Source organism: Pseudomonas kribbensis, assembly GCF_003352185.1.
In the GTDB taxonomy this organism is placed as follows: domain Bacteria; phylum Pseudomonadota; class Gammaproteobacteria; order Pseudomonadales; family Pseudomonadaceae; genus Aquipseudomonas; species Aquipseudomonas kribbensis.
The window spans coordinates 1,332,561-1,348,682 of the sequence record NZ_CP029608.1; the positions used below are offsets into that span (position 1 = coordinate 1,332,561).

The 16,122-nt window shown below is 50.8% G+C and carries 15 protein-coding genes; 12 read left to right on the forward strand and 3 right to left on the reverse strand.

The features are described from left to right. Nucleotides 1-2 precede the first annotated feature (2 nt). The 3 genes from DLD99_RS06055 (at nt 3) to DLD99_RS06065 (ending at nt 4,282) form a co-directional block, all read left to right on the forward strand. Nucleotides 3-1,418 (forward strand): aldehyde dehydrogenase family protein, encoded by a 1,416-nt coding sequence (locus DLD99_RS06055; RefSeq protein WP_114881601.1) that lies wholly within the window; start codon nt 3-5, stop codon nt 1,416-1,418. 90 nt (nt 1,419-1,508) lie between these two features. Further along, complete coding sequence (locus DLD99_RS06060) at nt 1,509-3,044, forward strand: amino acid permease (protein WP_114881602.1); 1,536 nt, start codon at nt 1,509-1,511, stop codon at nt 3,042-3,044. A 32-nt stretch (nt 3,045-3,076) separates the two neighbouring features. Then, complete coding sequence (locus tag DLD99_RS06065; protein ID WP_114881603.1) at nt 3,077-4,282, forward strand: trans-sulfuration enzyme family protein; 1,206 nt, start codon at nt 3,077-3,079, stop codon at nt 4,280-4,282. 105 nt (nt 4,283-4,387) lie between these two features. Here DLD99_RS06065 and DLD99_RS06070 read toward each other — a convergent pair whose 3' ends face one another. Continuing rightward, nucleotides 4,388-4,939 carry a helix-turn-helix domain-containing protein gene (locus DLD99_RS06070; RefSeq protein WP_244220780.1) on the reverse strand — a complete coding sequence of 184 codons (552 nt, stop codon included), beginning with the start codon at nt 4,937-4,939 and terminating at the stop codon, nt 4,388-4,390. 97 nt (nt 4,940-5,036) lie between these two features. Here DLD99_RS06070 and DLD99_RS06075 point away from each other — a divergent pair, with 97 nt between their 5' ends. From DLD99_RS06075 to dapA, 6 genes are all read left to right on the forward strand, one after another. After that, on the forward strand, nt 5,037-5,723 hold the full coding sequence (locus DLD99_RS06075) for a B3/B4 domain-containing protein (protein ID WP_114881605.1): 687 nt from the start codon (nt 5,037-5,039) through the stop codon (nt 5,721-5,723). Nucleotides 5,724-5,814: 91 nt separating this feature from the next. Continuing rightward, nucleotides 5,815-6,135, forward strand: coding sequence for a DMT family transporter (locus tag DLD99_RS06080; protein ID WP_114881606.1), 321 nt, complete (start codon nt 5,815-5,817; stop codon nt 6,133-6,135). A gap of 239 nt (nt 6,136-6,374) precedes the next feature. Then, nucleotides 6,375-7,745, forward strand: coding sequence for a pyridoxal-phosphate dependent enzyme (locus DLD99_RS06085; protein WP_114881607.1), 1,371 nt, complete (start codon nt 6,375-6,377; stop codon nt 7,743-7,745). Nucleotides 7,746-7,754: 9 nt separating this feature from the next. Then, nucleotides 7,755-8,192 carry an Lrp/AsnC family transcriptional regulator gene (locus tag DLD99_RS06090; protein ID WP_114881608.1) on the forward strand — a complete coding sequence of 146 codons (438 nt, stop codon included), beginning with the start codon at nt 7,755-7,757 and terminating at the stop codon, nt 8,190-8,192. A gap of 82 nt (nt 8,193-8,274) precedes the next feature. Continuing rightward, on the forward strand, nt 8,275-9,165 hold the full coding sequence (locus DLD99_RS06095) for a DMT family transporter (protein WP_208647511.1): 891 nt from the start codon (nt 8,275-8,277) through the stop codon (nt 9,163-9,165). 313 nt (nt 9,166-9,478) lie between these two features. Next, nucleotides 9,479-10,345: a 4-hydroxy-tetrahydrodipicolinate synthase gene (gene dapA / locus DLD99_RS06100; RefSeq protein WP_114881609.1), complete on the forward strand. Its 867-nt coding sequence runs from the start codon at nt 9,479-9,481 to the stop codon at nt 10,343-10,345. A gap of 44 nt (nt 10,346-10,389) precedes the next feature. On the opposite strand, the gene DLD99_RS06105 is transcribed toward dapA, so the two are convergent. Next, a complete protein-coding gene (locus DLD99_RS06105) occupies nt 10,390-11,286 on the reverse strand; it encodes a LysR family transcriptional regulator ArgP (protein ID WP_114881610.1) in 897 nt (298 codons plus the stop codon). Nucleotides 11,287-11,652: 366 nt separating this feature from the next. Next, nucleotides 11,653-12,288, reverse strand: a complete 636-nt coding sequence (locus DLD99_RS06110; protein WP_114881611.1) for a LysE family translocator — start codon at nt 12,286-12,288, stop codon at nt 11,653-11,655. Between the two features lie 256 nt (nt 12,289-12,544). Here DLD99_RS06110 and DLD99_RS06115 point away from each other — a divergent pair, with 256 nt between their 5' ends. The 3 genes from DLD99_RS06115 to DLD99_RS06135 all read left to right on the forward strand — a co-directional run bounded on the left by DLD99_RS06115 (nt 12,545) and on the right by DLD99_RS06135 (nt 16,119). Continuing rightward, nucleotides 12,545-13,756: an MFS transporter gene (locus DLD99_RS06115; RefSeq protein WP_114881612.1), complete on the forward strand. Its 1,212-nt coding sequence runs from the start codon at nt 12,545-12,547 to the stop codon at nt 13,754-13,756. Nucleotides 13,757-15,259: 1,503 nt separating this feature from the next. Beyond that, nucleotides 15,260-15,628, forward strand: a complete 369-nt coding sequence (locus DLD99_RS06130) for a histone-like nucleoid-structuring protein, MvaT/MvaU family (protein ID WP_114881614.1) — start codon at nt 15,260-15,262, stop codon at nt 15,626-15,628. A 56-nt stretch (nt 15,629-15,684) separates the two neighbouring features. After that, the gene (locus DLD99_RS06135) at nt 15,685-16,119 is read left to right on the forward strand and encodes a hypothetical protein (RefSeq protein ID WP_114881615.1); all 435 of its coding nucleotides are present in this window, start codon (nt 15,685-15,687) and stop codon (nt 16,117-16,119) included. The last annotated feature ends 3 nt before the right edge of the window (nt 16,120-16,122 follow it).

Consider the following 16,122-nt stretch of genomic DNA (forward strand, 5'->3'; position numbering starts at 1 on the left):
ATATGAATAGTTTGAGTATGGCTCTGTCCACTGATTACGAAGAGATCGCAGTATTCAACCCGTTTGATGGCTCTGTGATTGGTGTAGTGGCTAAGGTTCCGGCAACCTCTGCCCATCTGGTAATCGAGGCTGCAAAGCACGGTGCAGTGATCGCTCGTAACCTTTCTCGTGCTGAACGCTCTCGTATCTTGGAGCAAGCAGCTGCGTTGGTTGAGAAGGACAAGGACGCTTTTGCTCAGATGATTTCGGCTGAGTCTGGCAAGACCATCCGCCAAGCGCGCAAAGAAGTTCTCCGCTGCGTAAACACTCTCAAGCTGTCGGCGGAAGAGGCTAAACGGAACGCAGGCGAGGTGATTCCATTCGATTCTTATGTTGGCTCCGAATCGCGTCAGGGTTGGTTCACTCGCGAACCTCTGGGCGTCATTTTGGCAATCACTCCGTATAACGATCCATTGAACCTGGTTGCCCACAAACTGGGCCCGGCAATCGCAGGCGGCAACTCCGTAGTGCTGAAGCCTTCTGAACTTGCTCCATTGTCGGCATTGAAGTTGGTCGATTGCCTTATTAAGGCTGGCTTGCCTGGAGAAGTTGTTTCAATAGCAACTGGTGACGCTGAGCTGGGTAAAGCTCTGGTTGCTCATCGCGCTGTTCGTATGATTTCGTTCACCGGCGGATTCATTACCGGCGAGCAGATTACAAAGACTGCTGGCTTGAAGAAAATGGCCATGGATCTTGGCGGTAATGCGCCAGTGATCGTCATGGGGGATTGTGAACTTGATTCTACCGTGGAGTCCTGCGTTTCTGGTGCCTACTGGGCTGCTGGTCAGAACTGCATCGGCACCCAACGAATTCTGATCGATACAAAAATCTATCAGATTTTCAAGGAAAAATTCATAGAGCAGTCCCGTGCCTTGATTGTTGGGAACCAGGCAAATGAATTGACTGATGTTGGCCCAATGATCTCGGAGGCAGCTGCAAAGCGAGCTGAAGAGTCTGTGCAGGAAGCAGTAAACAAGGGCGCCAAGGTTCTGCTTGGCAACAAGCGGGAAGGCACGCTGTTCTACCCAACAGTACTGGAAGACGTGAGCTTTGAGTGCAAGGTTTGGCAGGAAGAAGTGTTCAGCCCCATCGTGATCCTGCAAGAGATCAGCACGCTAGAAGAGGCTTTGACGCTCGCGAATGCCCCAGAGTACAGCCTGCATGCTGGCATTTTCACCAGCAACCTGAACACCGCAATGAAGGCAGCCAAGCTGCTTGAAGCTGGTGGAGTGATGATCAACGACTCGTCTGATTATCGCTTCGATGCCATGCCGTTTGGTGGTTTCAAATACGGCAGCATGGGGCGTGAAGGCGTGCGTTTTGCTTATGAAGACATGACCCAGCCTAAGGTCATTTGCCTGAACGGGCCATCAGAGTAGCTCCCTAAAGTTTCTCTAGAAAGTTGCTGCTTAAAGTAGGGCCTCGATTGATGTAGGCCCTACTGCAATATAATAATAAGGTGTAAGGGTATGAGTTTTAAAGATAATGAACCTGCACTTGCCAGTTCGGCGAGCTCGGGTAAGAAAAAGTATGTCGGCGCAGAAGATGTTGGATACAAAAAGACGCTTCGGGCCCGGCAAATTCAAATGATCGCTATCGGTGGCGCGGTAGGCAGTGGCTTGTTTCTTGGAGCCGGTGCACGACTTTCAGAGGCGGGGCCGTCTCTCGTATTTGCTTTTGCTGTGTGTGGTGTATTTGCATGGTTCATTATCCGCGCTCTCGGTGAGCTCGTTCTCCATAGGCCTTCCACAGGGTCTTTCGTGTCTTATGCGCGAGAGTTTTATGGCGAAAAGCTCGCTTATGCTGCTGGTTGGATGTATTGGACGAACTGGGTTACTGTTGCCATTGCAGAACTCACAGCAACCGCTCTCTATTTGAATTTTTTTAAAGCATATGTGCCTTTTCTTGCAGATGTACCCCAGTGGGTATCTGCGCTAGGAGTGTTGGCTGCGATTACTGGAATTAATCTAGTATCTGTAAAGATTTTCGGTGAGCTGGAGTTTTGGTTCGCTTTCTTCAAAGTGGCAGCCTTAGTTACATTCCTCTGTGTGGGTGTATATATGGTTGTTTTCGGAACGCCTATTGATGGTCATGTTCCTGGGTTTCAGCTGATCGCCGACCATGGGGGATGGTTCCCGTATGGTGTCATGCCCGCTGTTATCCTAATTCAAGGAGTTGTTTTCGCTTACGGTAGTATTGAACTTGTCGGGACAGCTGCGGGGGAAGCCAAGGATGTTGAAAAGGTTATGCCTAAAGCGATTCGAGCAGTTGTGTTCCGTATTGTTGTTTTCTATGTTGGCACTATATTGCTGTTGTCTTTGCTTATGCCAAGCTCCTCTTATGTCCCAGGAGTGAGTCCATTAGTGACCTTCTTTGGTGCCATTGGTGTGCAAGGCGCTGATGCAATCATGAATATGGTTCTTTTTACGGCAGCTATCTCATCACTTAATGCTGGTATTTACACAACTGGTCGTATTCTTCGTTCGCTTGCAGTAAGTGGTTCTGCACCGCCTTTTCTTGTAAAAATGAATAGAAGTGGCGTGCCATTTGCTGGAATCATGTTTACCACTGCTGCCTCTCTGGTGGGAGTTGCAATGAATGCATTCCTTCCAGATCAGGCTTTTGAGATCGCCATGTCGTTGACGGCAATTTTGATGCTGGGTGCATGGGGTGTAATTATTATTTGTCAGCTAAAACTCTATAAGCTGTCTCAGAAGGGGCTTGTTGAGCGGCCTAGATTCAGAATGATGTTTGCCCCTTATAGTGGTTATGCGACTTTGGTGTTTTTCGTTCTTGTATTTGTTCTGATTGCTCTTGATTACCCGGTGGGTACTTACTCTGCTGCATCTATCCCATTCTACTGTGCAATTCTTGTGATCGGATGGTATTTGGTACGTGGTCGCGTGAATGATATTGCAAGTGGAAAGTTAAAGTTTGATGAGAGGCAGGAGTTGGTTTCTACCGATGATGCTGAGGCATGTCATGGCTTGGGTTTTAAGCCCTAATTAAAAAGTTCAATAAGCGAGAGGGTATTAAGATGCGTCCAGATAAAGAAAACCTGGCAACATTGGGGGTTAGTAGTCAAGCTGTTCATGGCGGTAACGTCATGGATGTCACCACCGGAGCTGTACGTACTCCGTTGGTGATGGCGAACTCTTATCGTCTTCCAGATGATCCGGAGGACATGGACTGGTCGAGCCCAGATGGTTTGGTATACACCCGAAATGCCGGTCACAACCAGGTTTGCCTTGAGAGGAAGCTAGCGGCTATTGAGGGGGGCGAGGCTGCCGCAGCGTTCGCGACAGGTGTGGCTGCATTGCACTCTGTGTTCTTCACGTTCCTGAAAAGTGGTGATCACATTGTTGTTGGGGATGTGACTTACGAAGCAGTGTGGCGCTTGTTCGCCGAGTTGCTGCCTGAGCGTTATGGCATTCAAGCCAGCTTTGTGAATATGGGGGATTTGGAGGCGGTGCGTAAGGCAATAAAGCCGAACACCAAGCTGATTCACACCGAGTCGATCGGAAATCCTACTACGAAGGTCGCTGATATCGAAGGCCTGGCAGGCATTGCTAAAGAGCATGGCATCCTCCTGTCGGTTGACGCCACGTTCACTCCGCCGCCGTTCTTCCATGCATTGAGTAAGGGCGCTGACCTCGTAGTTCACTCTCTGACCAAGTACATCAATGGCCATGGTGATGCCATGGGCGGCATTGTGATCGGCAGCAAAGAGCTGATTGGTAGAATTAAGCATGACGCCCTGGTTGACTTGGGGGCTGTTATTTCGCCGTTCAATGCCTGGCTGATCATGCGAGGCTCGGTGACGCTTCCTCTGCGAATCCGCCAGCATCTCGCTACGGCTGAGAAGGTGGCTACTTACCTTGATTCTGATGATCGGATCGCTTACGTCTACTACCCGGGCCTCCCGTCGCACCCTCAGCATGAACTGGCCAGACGCCAATTTGAAGGCAAGGGGTTTGGCGCTGTGATGGCATTTGCTATCAAAGGTTGTTCAGACGTCCAGAACCGCTTCGTTGCAAAACTTAAGGTCATCACTTCAGCCGTCTCGATTGGTCATGACGAGTCTCTCATTGTCCACGTAGGGCCTGAGGCGCGAGGAGGCTCCGAGCATTATCCGAAAGAATTTCTCGAATATGGCCATCTGCGTCTGTCGATTGGTCTTGAGGATGCTGATGATTTGATCAAAGACATCTCGGCAGCCTTGGACGAAACCTTCCGCAAATGAGTCGTATCCAGGAGAGTTCATGCGCTCTCCCAGATAGCTATTCTTCGTAGGTAACCCTCTTTGCCTCCCCGTACCAGGAGGCTTTTTTTTACCTTAGAAAAACCGTCACTGATGCAGTTCTGCAACTGTCATGCTGAAAATTAGATTACTTTTCGCACCGTTGACATATTGATGGGGCACATCTGTTTTTGCGATTGCTGAGGATCCCTCGTTGATAATGAGCTCAACACCATCAATTATTAACTTCAAGGTGCCTTTTTCAACGTGAAACAGTTCGAATGTGCCAGTCGGATGGCTACTTGACTCGAAAAACTCTCCGGGCTTCATTTCCCACTTCCAAAGCTCAATCATATTGGGCCCGGCGGTACCCGCTAGTAAACGAGCCGTCCCGCCTTTGGGGCCGTTCCACAATGTTGGAATTTCCTGCGCTTCAATGAGCCGGGCAGCGGGGGTGCTTGCCACATTGACGACGTCGGCTACCGACAGTCCCAGTGCTGCAGAGACTTTACAGAGGATGGCGATGCTGGGGTTGGCATTGCAGTTTTCGATTTCAACTACCATTCCCTTGCTCACCCCAGAGCGACGTGCCAATTCGTCAAGTGAGATTTTTTGCTGCTTGCGCGCCTCTCTGAGCCGCTTTGCAACGGCTTCGCTCACCTGCTGAACATGTATGCTTGGGTCGGTCGATATATTGACTTTTCTGGTCATTGGTCAGTAAAATGCTCTAAATTGGTCAATTTGAGGAGATTCTCTGATGCTTTCTGTACATCCGTCAATTGACCCTAGGGTTGCCGAGCTTGCTCCTGGTTTTAGAGCAGTCAGTGTTGTGGTTGAAGCCGCTCCGATCGTCAATCCTGGTGTAGCAGCCCGAGCAATGGAACGCGCGTACAAAGTGGTTGAGACTGGTAACTCGAATTGGAGTGATGCTCACCTTGCAGCTTGGGCTGATGCATTCCGAAAATTCGGTGCTAAACCTCAGCGCACTCCTTGTTCCGCAGAAGCTCTGCTGAAACGAGTGAAGAAGGACGGAGCGCTTCCTGTGATTGATCCGATAGTCGACCTTTACAATGCGATCAGCATTCAATATGCGATCCCAGTAGGGGGTGAGAATTTTTCCGCTTATGTCGGCATGCCCCGGTTGACGATTGCTGATGGGAGTGAAGAGTTCGACACCATGAAAGGTGGTGAGCCTGCGAATGAGTCGCCAGATGCTGGTGAGGTCATTTGGCGAGATGATCGGGGCGCTACATGCCGTCGCTGGAACTGGCGCCAAGGCGTTCGAACCCGCTTGGATGCTGAGGCCAAGCAGATGTGGTTCATACTTGAAAGTCTGCCAGAGATGCCGATTGAGGCATTGAATGCAGCTGCAGATGATCTTGTTGCGGGCTTATCGGAAATGATGCCTGGTGCTGTTATTACCACCGAGTTAGTTGAAGCTTGATTTATTTTCTAGGTTTATTTTGCCCAGGGGACGACCCCGTTTAATTGGGTCAATCGTGCCGGGACGACCCGGCTTCTATAGGGAGCCGTCGATGGCTTGGTTTTGTTTGATCATCGCAGGAATTCTGGAGATTGTTTGGGCCTTCTCTATGAAACAGTCTGAGGGATTTACAAAAATTGGAGCCTCAGTTGTAACTATTGCTACAGTTATTGCCAGTTTCATCTTGCTATCATATTCAATGAAAAGCTTGCCGTTGGGCACCGCGTACACCATTTGGACGGGAATTGGTGCAGTTGGAGCGTTTGCGGTTGGGATCGTATTTCTGGGTGAGCCCGCCGGAATGCTTAGGGTTCTTGCTGCAATCATGATTATCGGTGGCCTACTTCTGATGAAATTTTCATCGGTGGCATGAATTAATTGAAGTATAAAAAAGGCCGCTTTTGAGCGGCCTTTTTTAATGGTAATAGAGAGGCTCTCAGCCGCCGAAGAGTTCGTCGCGAGCAAATTGCTCGTTTTAGAGCATATTGGCCATAAAATAATGCGTTTTGTCCTGTTTAAATGCTAATGCTCCGCGCATAAAGTGCTTATAGGGCTGCTGAGCATAGTGTTCGAGTAGCGCAGGATGTTCGATTATTTTAATTTGGAGTGATTATGGACTACGTAAGCACTCGTGGTTCTATACAACCTGCCAATTTTCGCAGTGTTGTATTGTCAGGCTTGGCGTCTGATGGCGGGCTATATGTCCCGAATAGCCTGCCTCACTTTGATAGTGAAGACATCGCAAATTGGTCGTGGCTTCCTTTTGATGAACTTGCTTTGCGTGTGATCTCGCCATTCGTTGGAGGCGAAATTGAGAGTGCTGTTCTGAAAAGTATGCTGAAAGATTGCTATCAGCGCTTTGATCATCGAGCCGTAGCCCCGCTGCAGCAGATCGGCCCCAATGAGTGGGTTCTGCAGCTGCACCATGGGCCTACACAGGCTTCCAAGGATTTCGCTGCGCAGCTTCAATCCAGGCTCGTGGCTCACTTTCTTACTCTACCTGATCGGGCCATCGTCATTGGGGCGACCAATGGGGATACTGGGCTTGCAGCCGTTGAGGCCTTTAAGGATGTGGCTAATGTCGAGGTGGTCGCTCTCTATCCTCGGGATGGAGTGCCTGCCGATCGCCTGGCGGGGCTCAAGGCGTCTAGTTCAGGCCATGTCCGGTTGATTGAGGTTGACGGCAGCTTCGACGACTGCCAAACACTTGTTTCAAGAGTGCTTAGAGCTTGGCCATTAGATGACGTTATTCCTATCAGTTTCAACTCGACGAATTGGGTTGGAGTTTTAGCGCAGATTGTCTTCTTCTTCCATAGTGCATTGCAGTTGGGAGGAGGAATACGCCCGGTTGGTTTCAGTATTCCAGGGGCGAGCTTTGCTGAGATCTACGCCTGCTTTATTGCTCAAAAAATGGGTCTGGCGATAAATCAGGTCATCGTGTCAACGAACACCAATGATGCCCTTCATCGCTTTATCAACCAGAATAGCTATTCGACTCGTGAGGTGAGCCATTCTCTGTCACCTTCAATGGATTTTTCGCTTTTTTCCAACCTGGAAAGATTCATTTGGGAGCTATACGACCGTGATGGCAGGACTGTGCAACACCTCATGGCCAATTTCGAAGACTCGGGTAAGCTGAGCATCGGGAACAAGCAGTGGTTGCAGGCTCGGATGCTGTTTGACTCCTATGCAGTAGCCGACGACCAAGTGAGGGAGGAGTTGCTCACTATTTTCAAAGAGGCTGGCACAGCGGTGGATCCTCAGACTGCTACCGGAGCTCTAGCGGCGCGACTCCATCGGCGCAGCATTGCAAGCCCCATGGTGACCCTCGCTCAACTTGCTCCCAGCAAGTCTTCTCAGCTTTTGGCTGAGCTGGGGGTGTGGAATGGGGACGTGGCGGCTACGCCAACCTTATCTGTCGATCATGTTGTGCTGAGTGAGGGAGATATCGATGGTCTTACCCATTTCCTTCAAGGCGTATAGGAAGCTTGTATGAAACGTCTGCTCGATCTTCAAGATGAGCGGATCCTGGCTGAGCTGGCTGCTAACGCCAAGATTTCCCATGCTGAGCTTGGCTCCAAAGTTAACCTTTCGCGCAATGCAGTTCGTCAGCGTATTGAGCGCATGGAACGTGATGGAGCTATCCAAGGGTATACGATCCGCATAGGTGAGGGGCGTAAACCATCTCCGCCAATCAGTGCCATCATCTTCGTGTATCGACATGATCGGATGCGTGGGGACGATGTGGTGAAAGGGGTGAAGGCTATTCCAGAGGTGACGATGTGCGAGGTCATGAGTGGTGAGTTCGATCTGATGGTTAGGATCGAAGCCGCCCATCCGGAACGCGTGCACCAAGTGTGGAATCTGATCGCGACGATGCCTGGTGTTGAGAACACCGTTACCACGTTTGTCTTGAGCAAACTCAACTAGCCTACGGCTGCAAAAAGGCGGGCTATTTGGGTGCAAACCATAGATTGGACGTTAGAAAGCTTTTACAACAAAAGGATAAGTGGTGCCGAATTTGAATCCATCTAGATTTTGGTCGTTAGCGCTAGTTGCAGTTACGGCCATCTGGGGGTGGAGCTTCGTCGCAAAGCATGATTTACAAGGGATGACAGCCTCGTGTCTGAATAGTTGGTTGTTTCTGGTGGGAGGGGCAAGTTTATTACCTTTTTCACTCAAGTCGTTGATGAGAATAAAGGGTAGGGACTGGATAACTGGCCTTGTGGCAGGTGCAGTACTCTTTGTTGCTTTTGCATTTCAAACAACAGGCATTCAGCTCACCTCCCCATCGAACGCTGGGTTTATTACTGGGTTGGCCGTGGTTTTTACTCCATTGATTCTTTTTCTCGTAAATAGGGAAAAAACAAACATCTTCCAGATGATTGGAGCGATAACCGCATTAGTGGGCTTGGGGCTGCTGAGTGCTCAGGATTTTGCACTGCATTTAGGAGATCTTCTGATACTTGCATGTGCTGTTTTTTTTGCAGCTCACATTGTCGTTCTTTCGAGGGGACGATTCGCAGGCGCACCATTGGCTTTTACTGTGATTCAACTGTTCACCGTTGGTGTGCTTTCTTTGGTTTGGAGTGTTGGGGCGGGTGAGTTTGATGTCCCTGGTGATTTAGGTAACTGGACGATTGTTGGGTTGCTTGCAATATTGAGTACAGCACTTGCTTACGTTGTTCAAACCAAAGCACAAACAGTGATACCACCCCAAAAAGTAGCTTTGATTCTACTGGCGGAGCCGGTGTTTGGTGGAGCCTTTGGCTATTTTCTTGCGGGGGATAGGTTAACTACACTTAATTTCCTTGGTGCGGGGTTTATCCTCTTGGGAATGTTGATCAGTGAAATGCGCTCTGTTAACCAGCTCAAGGTTTTAGTGCCGAAAAAGACTGGCTAAAAGATGCCTTTTAAAAACGAGCAGAATGCCAGTTGACGCTGAGCTCATGAGCAACGATGATCGTTCAGCACTTATGCAACGAGTACCTGTAATGTCTCAATCCCACTGCACGATAATGACTTCGAACTTCAAGGGTTCGGCGTGTGCGCGTGTTTACGTTGCTAAGAAATCCAAGAAACAGCCGCTCATCTGACCGAGGCGCGCTGTCTTGTCAGGTGGGCTGACGAGACAGACGGCACTGGGTATCCCTATCAGACCTCTTTCGACTCAAGCCCTTCTGACGGTGAATTCAGTCAGTAAATAGGAGTTTTGCATGTCGAATTTTCGTGGAATCTGGATTGCCCTAGTTACACCGTTCCGCTCATCTGAGATTGATTTCGACGCTTTAGAGCGCCTGGTAAAGAAACTTGTGGCAGATGGCGTTGCCGGGTTTGTGGTCTGTGGTACCACGGGAGAGGCCGCTGCCCTATCAAAAGCTGAGCAGCTATCGGTGCTCGATGCCGTGCTCACTTGGGTTCGGCCATCGCAGGTTGTGATGGGGCTTTCGGGCAACAACCTGCGAGATATGTTGGCATTCCAGAAGGAAATTCAGACACGTCAAATTGCAGGTCTGCTTGTGCCGGCACCGTATTACATCAGGCCTTCCCAAAAAGGTATTGAGTCCTTTTTTACCGCGATCGCGGATGCAGCTTCCGTCCCGGTCATTGTTTACGACATTCCTTACAGGACAGGAGCTCAGATCGAGCGGGAAACACTCAGAAGGATTGTCCAGCATCCACGTATCCAGGCGGTCAAGGATTGTGGCGGCAATAGCGAAACCACGATGGTATTGATCCAGGATGGCCATGCTCAAGTGCTGGCTGGTGAAGATTCTCAGCTGTTCAACAGTCTGTGTCTGGGCGGTGCGGGGGCTATCTCCGCCTCGGCCCATGTCAGGGCTGATCTCTACGTAAAAATGCAGGAGCAACTGGACGGGGGCGATGTGTTTGGAGGTCGAGAGACGTTCTATCGCCTTCTGCCCTGGATGCAGATGGCCTTTGCCGAGCCAAATCCGGCTGTTGTAAAGGCTGCTCTTGAGGTTCAGGGGATACTGATTGGCGAGCTGCGGGAGCCGATGCAGTGTTGTACTACCGTTACTCGGCAGAGACTGGTTCACATACTGAGCGAGCTTGAATACTAGGCTTGCCCCCAGGCTGCCATCGAGAGCATTGGTGGCTACCCTGATTACAAGTGTAGGCTTGTTGCAGCTGCTGCTTTAATAGCCTTGGTAAATGCAAGAAAGGTGTCTGAGCGCACTGCGACATGCTGCCAATACATGGGCACTTCAACATACTTGCCTGGTGCTATCTCTACGACCTTTCCTGCGTTACGGGACGCTTCAAACAGACCTTGAGCGACGACACACCAACCAAGGTGGCGCTCTGCCGCCTCAATGAAGCCCGTGGTAGTAGGTAGGTAGTGCACTGGAGGGCTTACATCGAGCGAGGTAACGCCTCGTATGAACGATGACTGGAGTGTGTCCTTCCGGTTGTAGGAAAGGACAGGAGCTTGTCCGAAACCCTTGGCATCCAGACCTTCAGAAAAGTAATCCTGAACGAATTTCGGGGAGGCTATGGCGTGATACCTCATGCATCCCAAGTAATGCACTTGGCAGCCTTGTAGGGCTTGGGCTTCTGAGGTGATGGCACCCATTGCAGCTCCGCTTTTCAAGAATTCGAGTGTGTGGCCTTGATCATCTCGTTGTATATCAAAAAGGTAGCCATGCTCTTGGTGGATGTTAGCCAGGGCGGAGATGAGCCAGGTGGAAAGGGAGTCATCGTTCGCTGCTATAGAAATTGCGGTTGCGAAAGCCGAGCTACTGAATTCTGGCAGGAAGTCTCCTAATGCCTCGGCTTCAAGGATCTGCATGGGACGCACCCGGCTCAATAAGCGTTCACCGGCAGGGGTTGGGCGGCAGGGAAATTCTCGAACGATGAGTACCTGGCCGAGGCGATCCTCCAGGGCCTTGATGCGTTGTGATATCGCTGAGGGTGTAACCGATAGGCGAGTGGCTGCCTTTTCAAAGCTTGTCTCTTCCAAGACAGCGATGAATGCCGCGACCTGTGGATGCACAAGGTTCATGCTCAGTATCCGGATTAGAAGCGCTTAACCTAGGTTAGGTATTATAGCTTTTCTTAAGGGCTTGAAGTGCCTAGCCTGATCTCGCAATCAGTGCTGATCACGGCACAATCTTGAACCCATAGTAGGTAGCGCCATGAAGATAAAATTCATAAGCCTTTGGAAAACGTTGATGATCTGCTCTGTTGCGTGGGGGCAGTACAATAAAAGAAATTTAGGGCGGCATTGAGTTTGAAAGTTAACTGCGAGGGCTACACATGTCTGTGTGTAGCCTTTTTTTGAACAGAAGTGGGTGGAGCAGATACTCGAACTAAAGTTTGTTACTAAGTTAAGGGGCCCATAAGCTGTGTTAATGCAGAGAATGTTGAGTTAGAAACGGGTCATCAGCAATTTGAAGCCTGCAGCTCCAAAGACTATGGCCAGTGAGCCCTCAATGACGCGACGAGCACGCTGGTACGCGCGAATCATTGGAGCAGTCGAAAATATGATTGCGTATCCGCAGAAGATGGTAACGCTGAGAACTGCGCAGCCTGCCAGGATGATTGCCACTGTTGACTGAGACGCTTGTGCACCGAGACCGAGGCTCATGGTTGCCACCCAGCCTAAGAGGGCTTTGGGGTTTGTCAGGTGCATCAACAGACCTCGCTGATAAAGCTTGAATCCAGAAACTTGCGGGGGCAGGCCTGAACCATTGGCAAGCTGCTCATCCGTTTTCAAGGCTGAACGAGCTGCTTTGAACCCCAGGTACAGCAAGTATGCCCCACCAAGGATCTTCAGGATTACCAATGCCTGAGCGTACTCCGCCAGCATCGCAGATATGCCGGTGGCTGCCAGACTCCCCCAAAAAAGCGATCCGCTGACTACACCAGCAGCAAGGCAAAGGGCTGATTTACGTCCTTCCTGCATGGCAACAGCCATGATCCGCATGTTGCTTGGCCCTGGGCTCGCTGCGCCAATGATGTAGACCATGAAAACCAGCAGTATGTGATGCATTTCGACTGGCATGATCGCCTCGCAGGGGGAGAGTTTGGACTGTAACTATAGATTTCATTGACCGAGGCGGTCAATATAACGACCCAGAAAGCTCACATGGAATGTGCAGGCAGGCCGATTCAGGCCCCCCATCCAGGATGCCCAGATTTGCTAGCCGGCTTTGGTGGCTCTTAGGTGCACCGCATTTTCCTTTATGCACCTCACCCTTATGGCAGGCGAGCCTGATTGACCTGCTCAGGGATCGTGTTCTTCGATTCAAGAGTCGTTCATGCCTAGCCGATCAAAGATCCCCCTCACCGTTTACCTCCTAGGATTGACCATTTTCTCACTCATCACAGGTGAGTTCATGGTCGCCGGTATCATGCCTGCCTTAGCTGAAGCCTTCTCAGTCAGCCTTGCGAAAATCGGCAACCTGATTGCCTTTCATGCGCTTGGCATGGCGCTGGGTGGGCCACCGCTCGCAGTGTTTTTAGTGTCCCGTGGGATCGGCAACAAGCATGCTTTGGTGGGCTTAATGGGACTATTTGTGGCTGCCTCGTCGCTGGCTGCTGCTGCTCCAACGTATGAGGTGTTGCTGGGTGCACGGGTTTTCATGGGGGTTGCTACTTCTGCGAGTATTGGCCTTTGCATGACCATCTGTGCGGGTCTAGTGAATCTAGATTCACGAGGGCGCGCTGTGTCGATTGTACTGGCTGGCTTGATGCTAGCGCCTGTCGCGGGAGTGCCGCTTACCAATGTTGTCGAGCACATTTACGGATGGCGCGCCAGCTCCTGGGTTGTAGCGATTCTGTCAGTTATTTGTACTTGCTGGGTGGCTTACCAAGTTTCTGGCGAGCAAACGAACATCCAGCCTGAGTTGCGGTTGCAGATCCGCAGCCTCCAGAACGTCAGCCTCTGGGGCGCCTTTTTCACCAGCGGCTGCATCATCGGGGCGACTTTTGCAGCTTTCAGTTACATAACACCCATACTGATCAAGGAAGTAGGGGTACTGCCATCGTCTGTTGCGCCACTTCTAGCCCTTTATGGGGTCGGAAACTTCATCGGCAACACTGTTGTTGGGCGGATTGCAGACCGTTACAACTTTCATGCACTGGGGTGGGGATTAGTCCTGCTTATTGTTGCGTTGAGTGGCTTTGCCTTGGCCGGGAGTGTTCGCTGGCTTAACCTGAGTTGCTTCCTAGCCTTTGGGTTCACCGGCGTAGCTCTAAACCCGGCAATGGTCGCCCGTGTAATGCAGGCTGCTGAGCCACATGCGCTTGTGAACACGCTACATACATCGGTCATTACCGGCGGCCTGGCTTTTGGAAGTTGGGCGGGTGGTCACGCCATCGAAGCCGGTTTCGGTCTGCGGGCCCCGCTGTGGGTGGGCGTGGGAATGGCGGTGCTGGGACTTGTGAGCCTTGCAATGCCCATTTTGAATCGTCGCTCACAGTCACTCGCAAGAGGCACCGAGAGTATGGACTGTAAGGCTACTGATTAAAATCCAGTGTGGTATCCGGTGCATTGAAGGACAGCTTAAAACTGAGAGGTAACGGATATGTTTGCGCCCAATGACGAGTGGGCTGCCGCGCAGCCGTTCAGACCGCCTCTCGGTCTCTCAGATCCTGGCCCTGCGCGACTTAGCCACTAGTCATGCTTCGGATGAAATTGCAGGGAGAACTGGATGAAAGTCTACTCAATCCGGAACATCATCAATGGAAAGACTTACTCAAGGGTGACGGATCTCCCCCTAACCTGCACTGGCATCGGCCATTTCTCAATGATAAGTAACCTCCCGATGTAGAGCAAAAAAAAGGCATGGGAAGGGCGACCAAGCATCCCCATGCCTAAACGACCTAACCTAGTGATTCTGGAGCTATCAGCTTAAGCTATTGATGCATACAGCCTTGGGTTGAGTCATTACTTCGTAGGCGAAAGTGACACATTCATGACCCAAGCTTCCGTATTTTAAGCCGACCAATAAAACTTTTTAGTTAGTCATGATTACCTGCTCCAGTGAGGAATTCTCTGAGGCATAGATTAATGCGGATAGCAGGGTAGTAAAATATGCCAATTTGCTTTACTTTTTGTTCAAATCGATTGCTCGAAGAGCAAACCGCCTTCGCTAAGGTGCACTGTTCCCGAGGTGAACTCCGATCTCTAGTAAGGCAAGTGCTGTAAGGAACTAGTTACTTCTAGTTGGCAGTGAGAGATTGGCGCGTTGGTTGGGAGGGATTAGGAAGTCTAAGTCCTAACTCCAATCGCCTGCGGTGAATGACGTTATGAACGAAAATAGCGAATACCGCACGCATACCTCTAAACATCATGCGCCGACCAAACGCGACGTCGCGCAATACTTGGCGAACCTCCCTAGCTGTGAGTGCAGACATAGACTCGTCAAGGCAATAGGTTAAAGTCAAAAAAGAAACCAGTCGGCTTTGATCGTTTTGCCAAAGGTGCACCGGCATACATGAGCCAGATACTCACAGGGAGGAGGGGATGAAGCTATTTTTGGACTGCGAGTTCACTCGGCTCAATCGAGACACGAAGTTGATTTCGCTAGCACTCGTATCTGAGGCCGGCCACGAATATTGCGTCGAACTCACAGATACGTACCAGACGAAAGACTGCAGCGACTTCGTGATTCAAAACGTCCTGCCGCAGCTTGACTTGTCTGTGCATGGGCAACCCTTTCCAATGCTCAAGCATCTCTACTCCCTTTCCTGAGCAACCTTGAGGCCCGTTCGAGATTTGCTCGGACGCTCCGGACTGGGACTGGGATCTCTTCTGCCAACTGGCCTACGTAGATAATCGTTGGCCTCGATGGCCCATATGCCCACGATTGGGAAAAATTCCTAGCTCCATGGCAGGCTGAGATGAAGCACCCGGTAGCTCACAGGTCTGCAAGGTGTGAGCATGAGCATTAAGCGTCGGAGGGCACCTTCGATTGTCTACATTGGATAGTGCTGACTATACTGGCAGCACTAAATATCTGAGGTGTTACATGTCCCGTCTCGCTGAATTCCGCGCGCTTGAACAACAGCTTGCTGCCCAATTGGCAGAGCTTGAAACACTGAAAAACGATGATGGTCTGAAGCGTGAAATTGAATTCGAAACGAAACTTCGTGACCTGCTAGGTGAATATGGTTACAGCTTGCGCAACATTGTCGCGATTCTCGATCCGCATTCTTCAAACCGCCGTGGCGCAGCAGCTGTTGAAATCAAGGGCTCCCGTAAGGCTCGGGCGGTGAAGGTTTACAAGAATCCTCACTCGGGCGAAGTCGTCGAGACTAAGGGCGGCAACCACAAGGTGTTGAAAGAATGGAAGGCTCAGTACGGCTCTGACAAGGTCGAGAGCTGGCTGGCTCAGTAAATCGTTTGAGTACAAATTGAGGGCCCTACGGGGCCCTTCTTTATGGGGGATAGGAAATGCTTCGTTCAGCAGTGCTTGAGCTGGCAACGAGCTTCAGGTTGGCCGTCGAGATAGTCGTAGATACCGGCAATGTTCCCATGCACATCCAAGGTTTCCCACGCGGATGCTGCGGAATCATTTCTGAGCTCATGGGCGAATATTGCAACACCTTGGGGATCGGCGAAGTCTTCTACGTCTGCGGGATGAAGGACGGAGCCTCACATGCCTGGCTTGAAGTCGATGGGCTGATCGTTGACATCACCGGTGACCAATTCTCAGACCGACCTGGTATCTATGTCGACAAACCAGACGCTTGGTATTTTGAGTGGGAGGAGAACACTAGGCATCTAGCGATCCACGATCAAACAGCTTTCTTCTACGGTGAAGAGCGCCGTTTTCTCGGGCGGGTGCTGGAGCAGCTCAACAGGGGAGAGCCATCAGTCACGTGCTGACCA

Bases quoted from the DNA above. Each gene is read 5' to 3' on its own strand.
- DLD99_RS06055 (WP_114881601.1), top strand. From the start codon at position 3: ATGAATAGTTTGAGTATGGCTCTGTCCACTGATTACGAAGAGATCGCA.
- DLD99_RS06060 (WP_114881602.1), top strand. From the start codon at position 1,509: ATGAGTTTTAAAGATAATGAACCTGCACTTGCCAGTTCGGCGAGCTCG.
- DLD99_RS06065 (WP_114881603.1), top strand. From the start codon at position 3,077: ATGCGTCCAGATAAAGAAAACCTGGCAACATTGGGGGTTAGTAGTCAA.
- DLD99_RS06075 (WP_114881605.1), top strand. From the start codon at position 5,037: ATGCTTTCTGTACATCCGTCAATTGACCCTAGGGTTGCCGAGCTTGCT.
- DLD99_RS06080 (WP_114881606.1), top strand. From the start codon at position 5,815: ATGGCTTGGTTTTGTTTGATCATCGCAGGAATTCTGGAGATTGTTTGG.
- DLD99_RS06085 (WP_114881607.1), top strand. From the start codon at position 6,375: ATGGACTACGTAAGCACTCGTGGTTCTATACAACCTGCCAATTTTCGC.
- DLD99_RS06090 (WP_114881608.1), top strand. From the start codon at position 7,755: ATGAAACGTCTGCTCGATCTTCAAGATGAGCGGATCCTGGCTGAGCTG.
- dapA (WP_114881609.1), top strand. From the start codon at position 9,479: ATGTCGAATTTTCGTGGAATCTGGATTGCCCTAGTTACACCGTTCCGC.
- DLD99_RS06105 (WP_114881610.1), bottom strand. From the start codon at position 11,286: ATGAACCTTGTGCATCCACAGGTCGCGGCATTCATCGCTGTCTTGGAA.
- DLD99_RS06110 (WP_114881611.1), bottom strand. From the start codon at position 12,288: ATGCCAGTCGAAATGCATCACATACTGCTGGTTTTCATGGTCTACATC.
- DLD99_RS06115 (WP_114881612.1), top strand. From the start codon at position 12,545: ATGCCTAGCCGATCAAAGATCCCCCTCACCGTTTACCTCCTAGGATTG.
- DLD99_RS06130 (WP_114881614.1), top strand. From the start codon at position 15,260: ATGTCCCGTCTCGCTGAATTCCGCGCGCTTGAACAACAGCTTGCTGCC.
- DLD99_RS06135 (WP_114881615.1), top strand. From the start codon at position 15,685: ATGCTTCGTTCAGCAGTGCTTGAGCTGGCAACGAGCTTCAGGTTGGCC.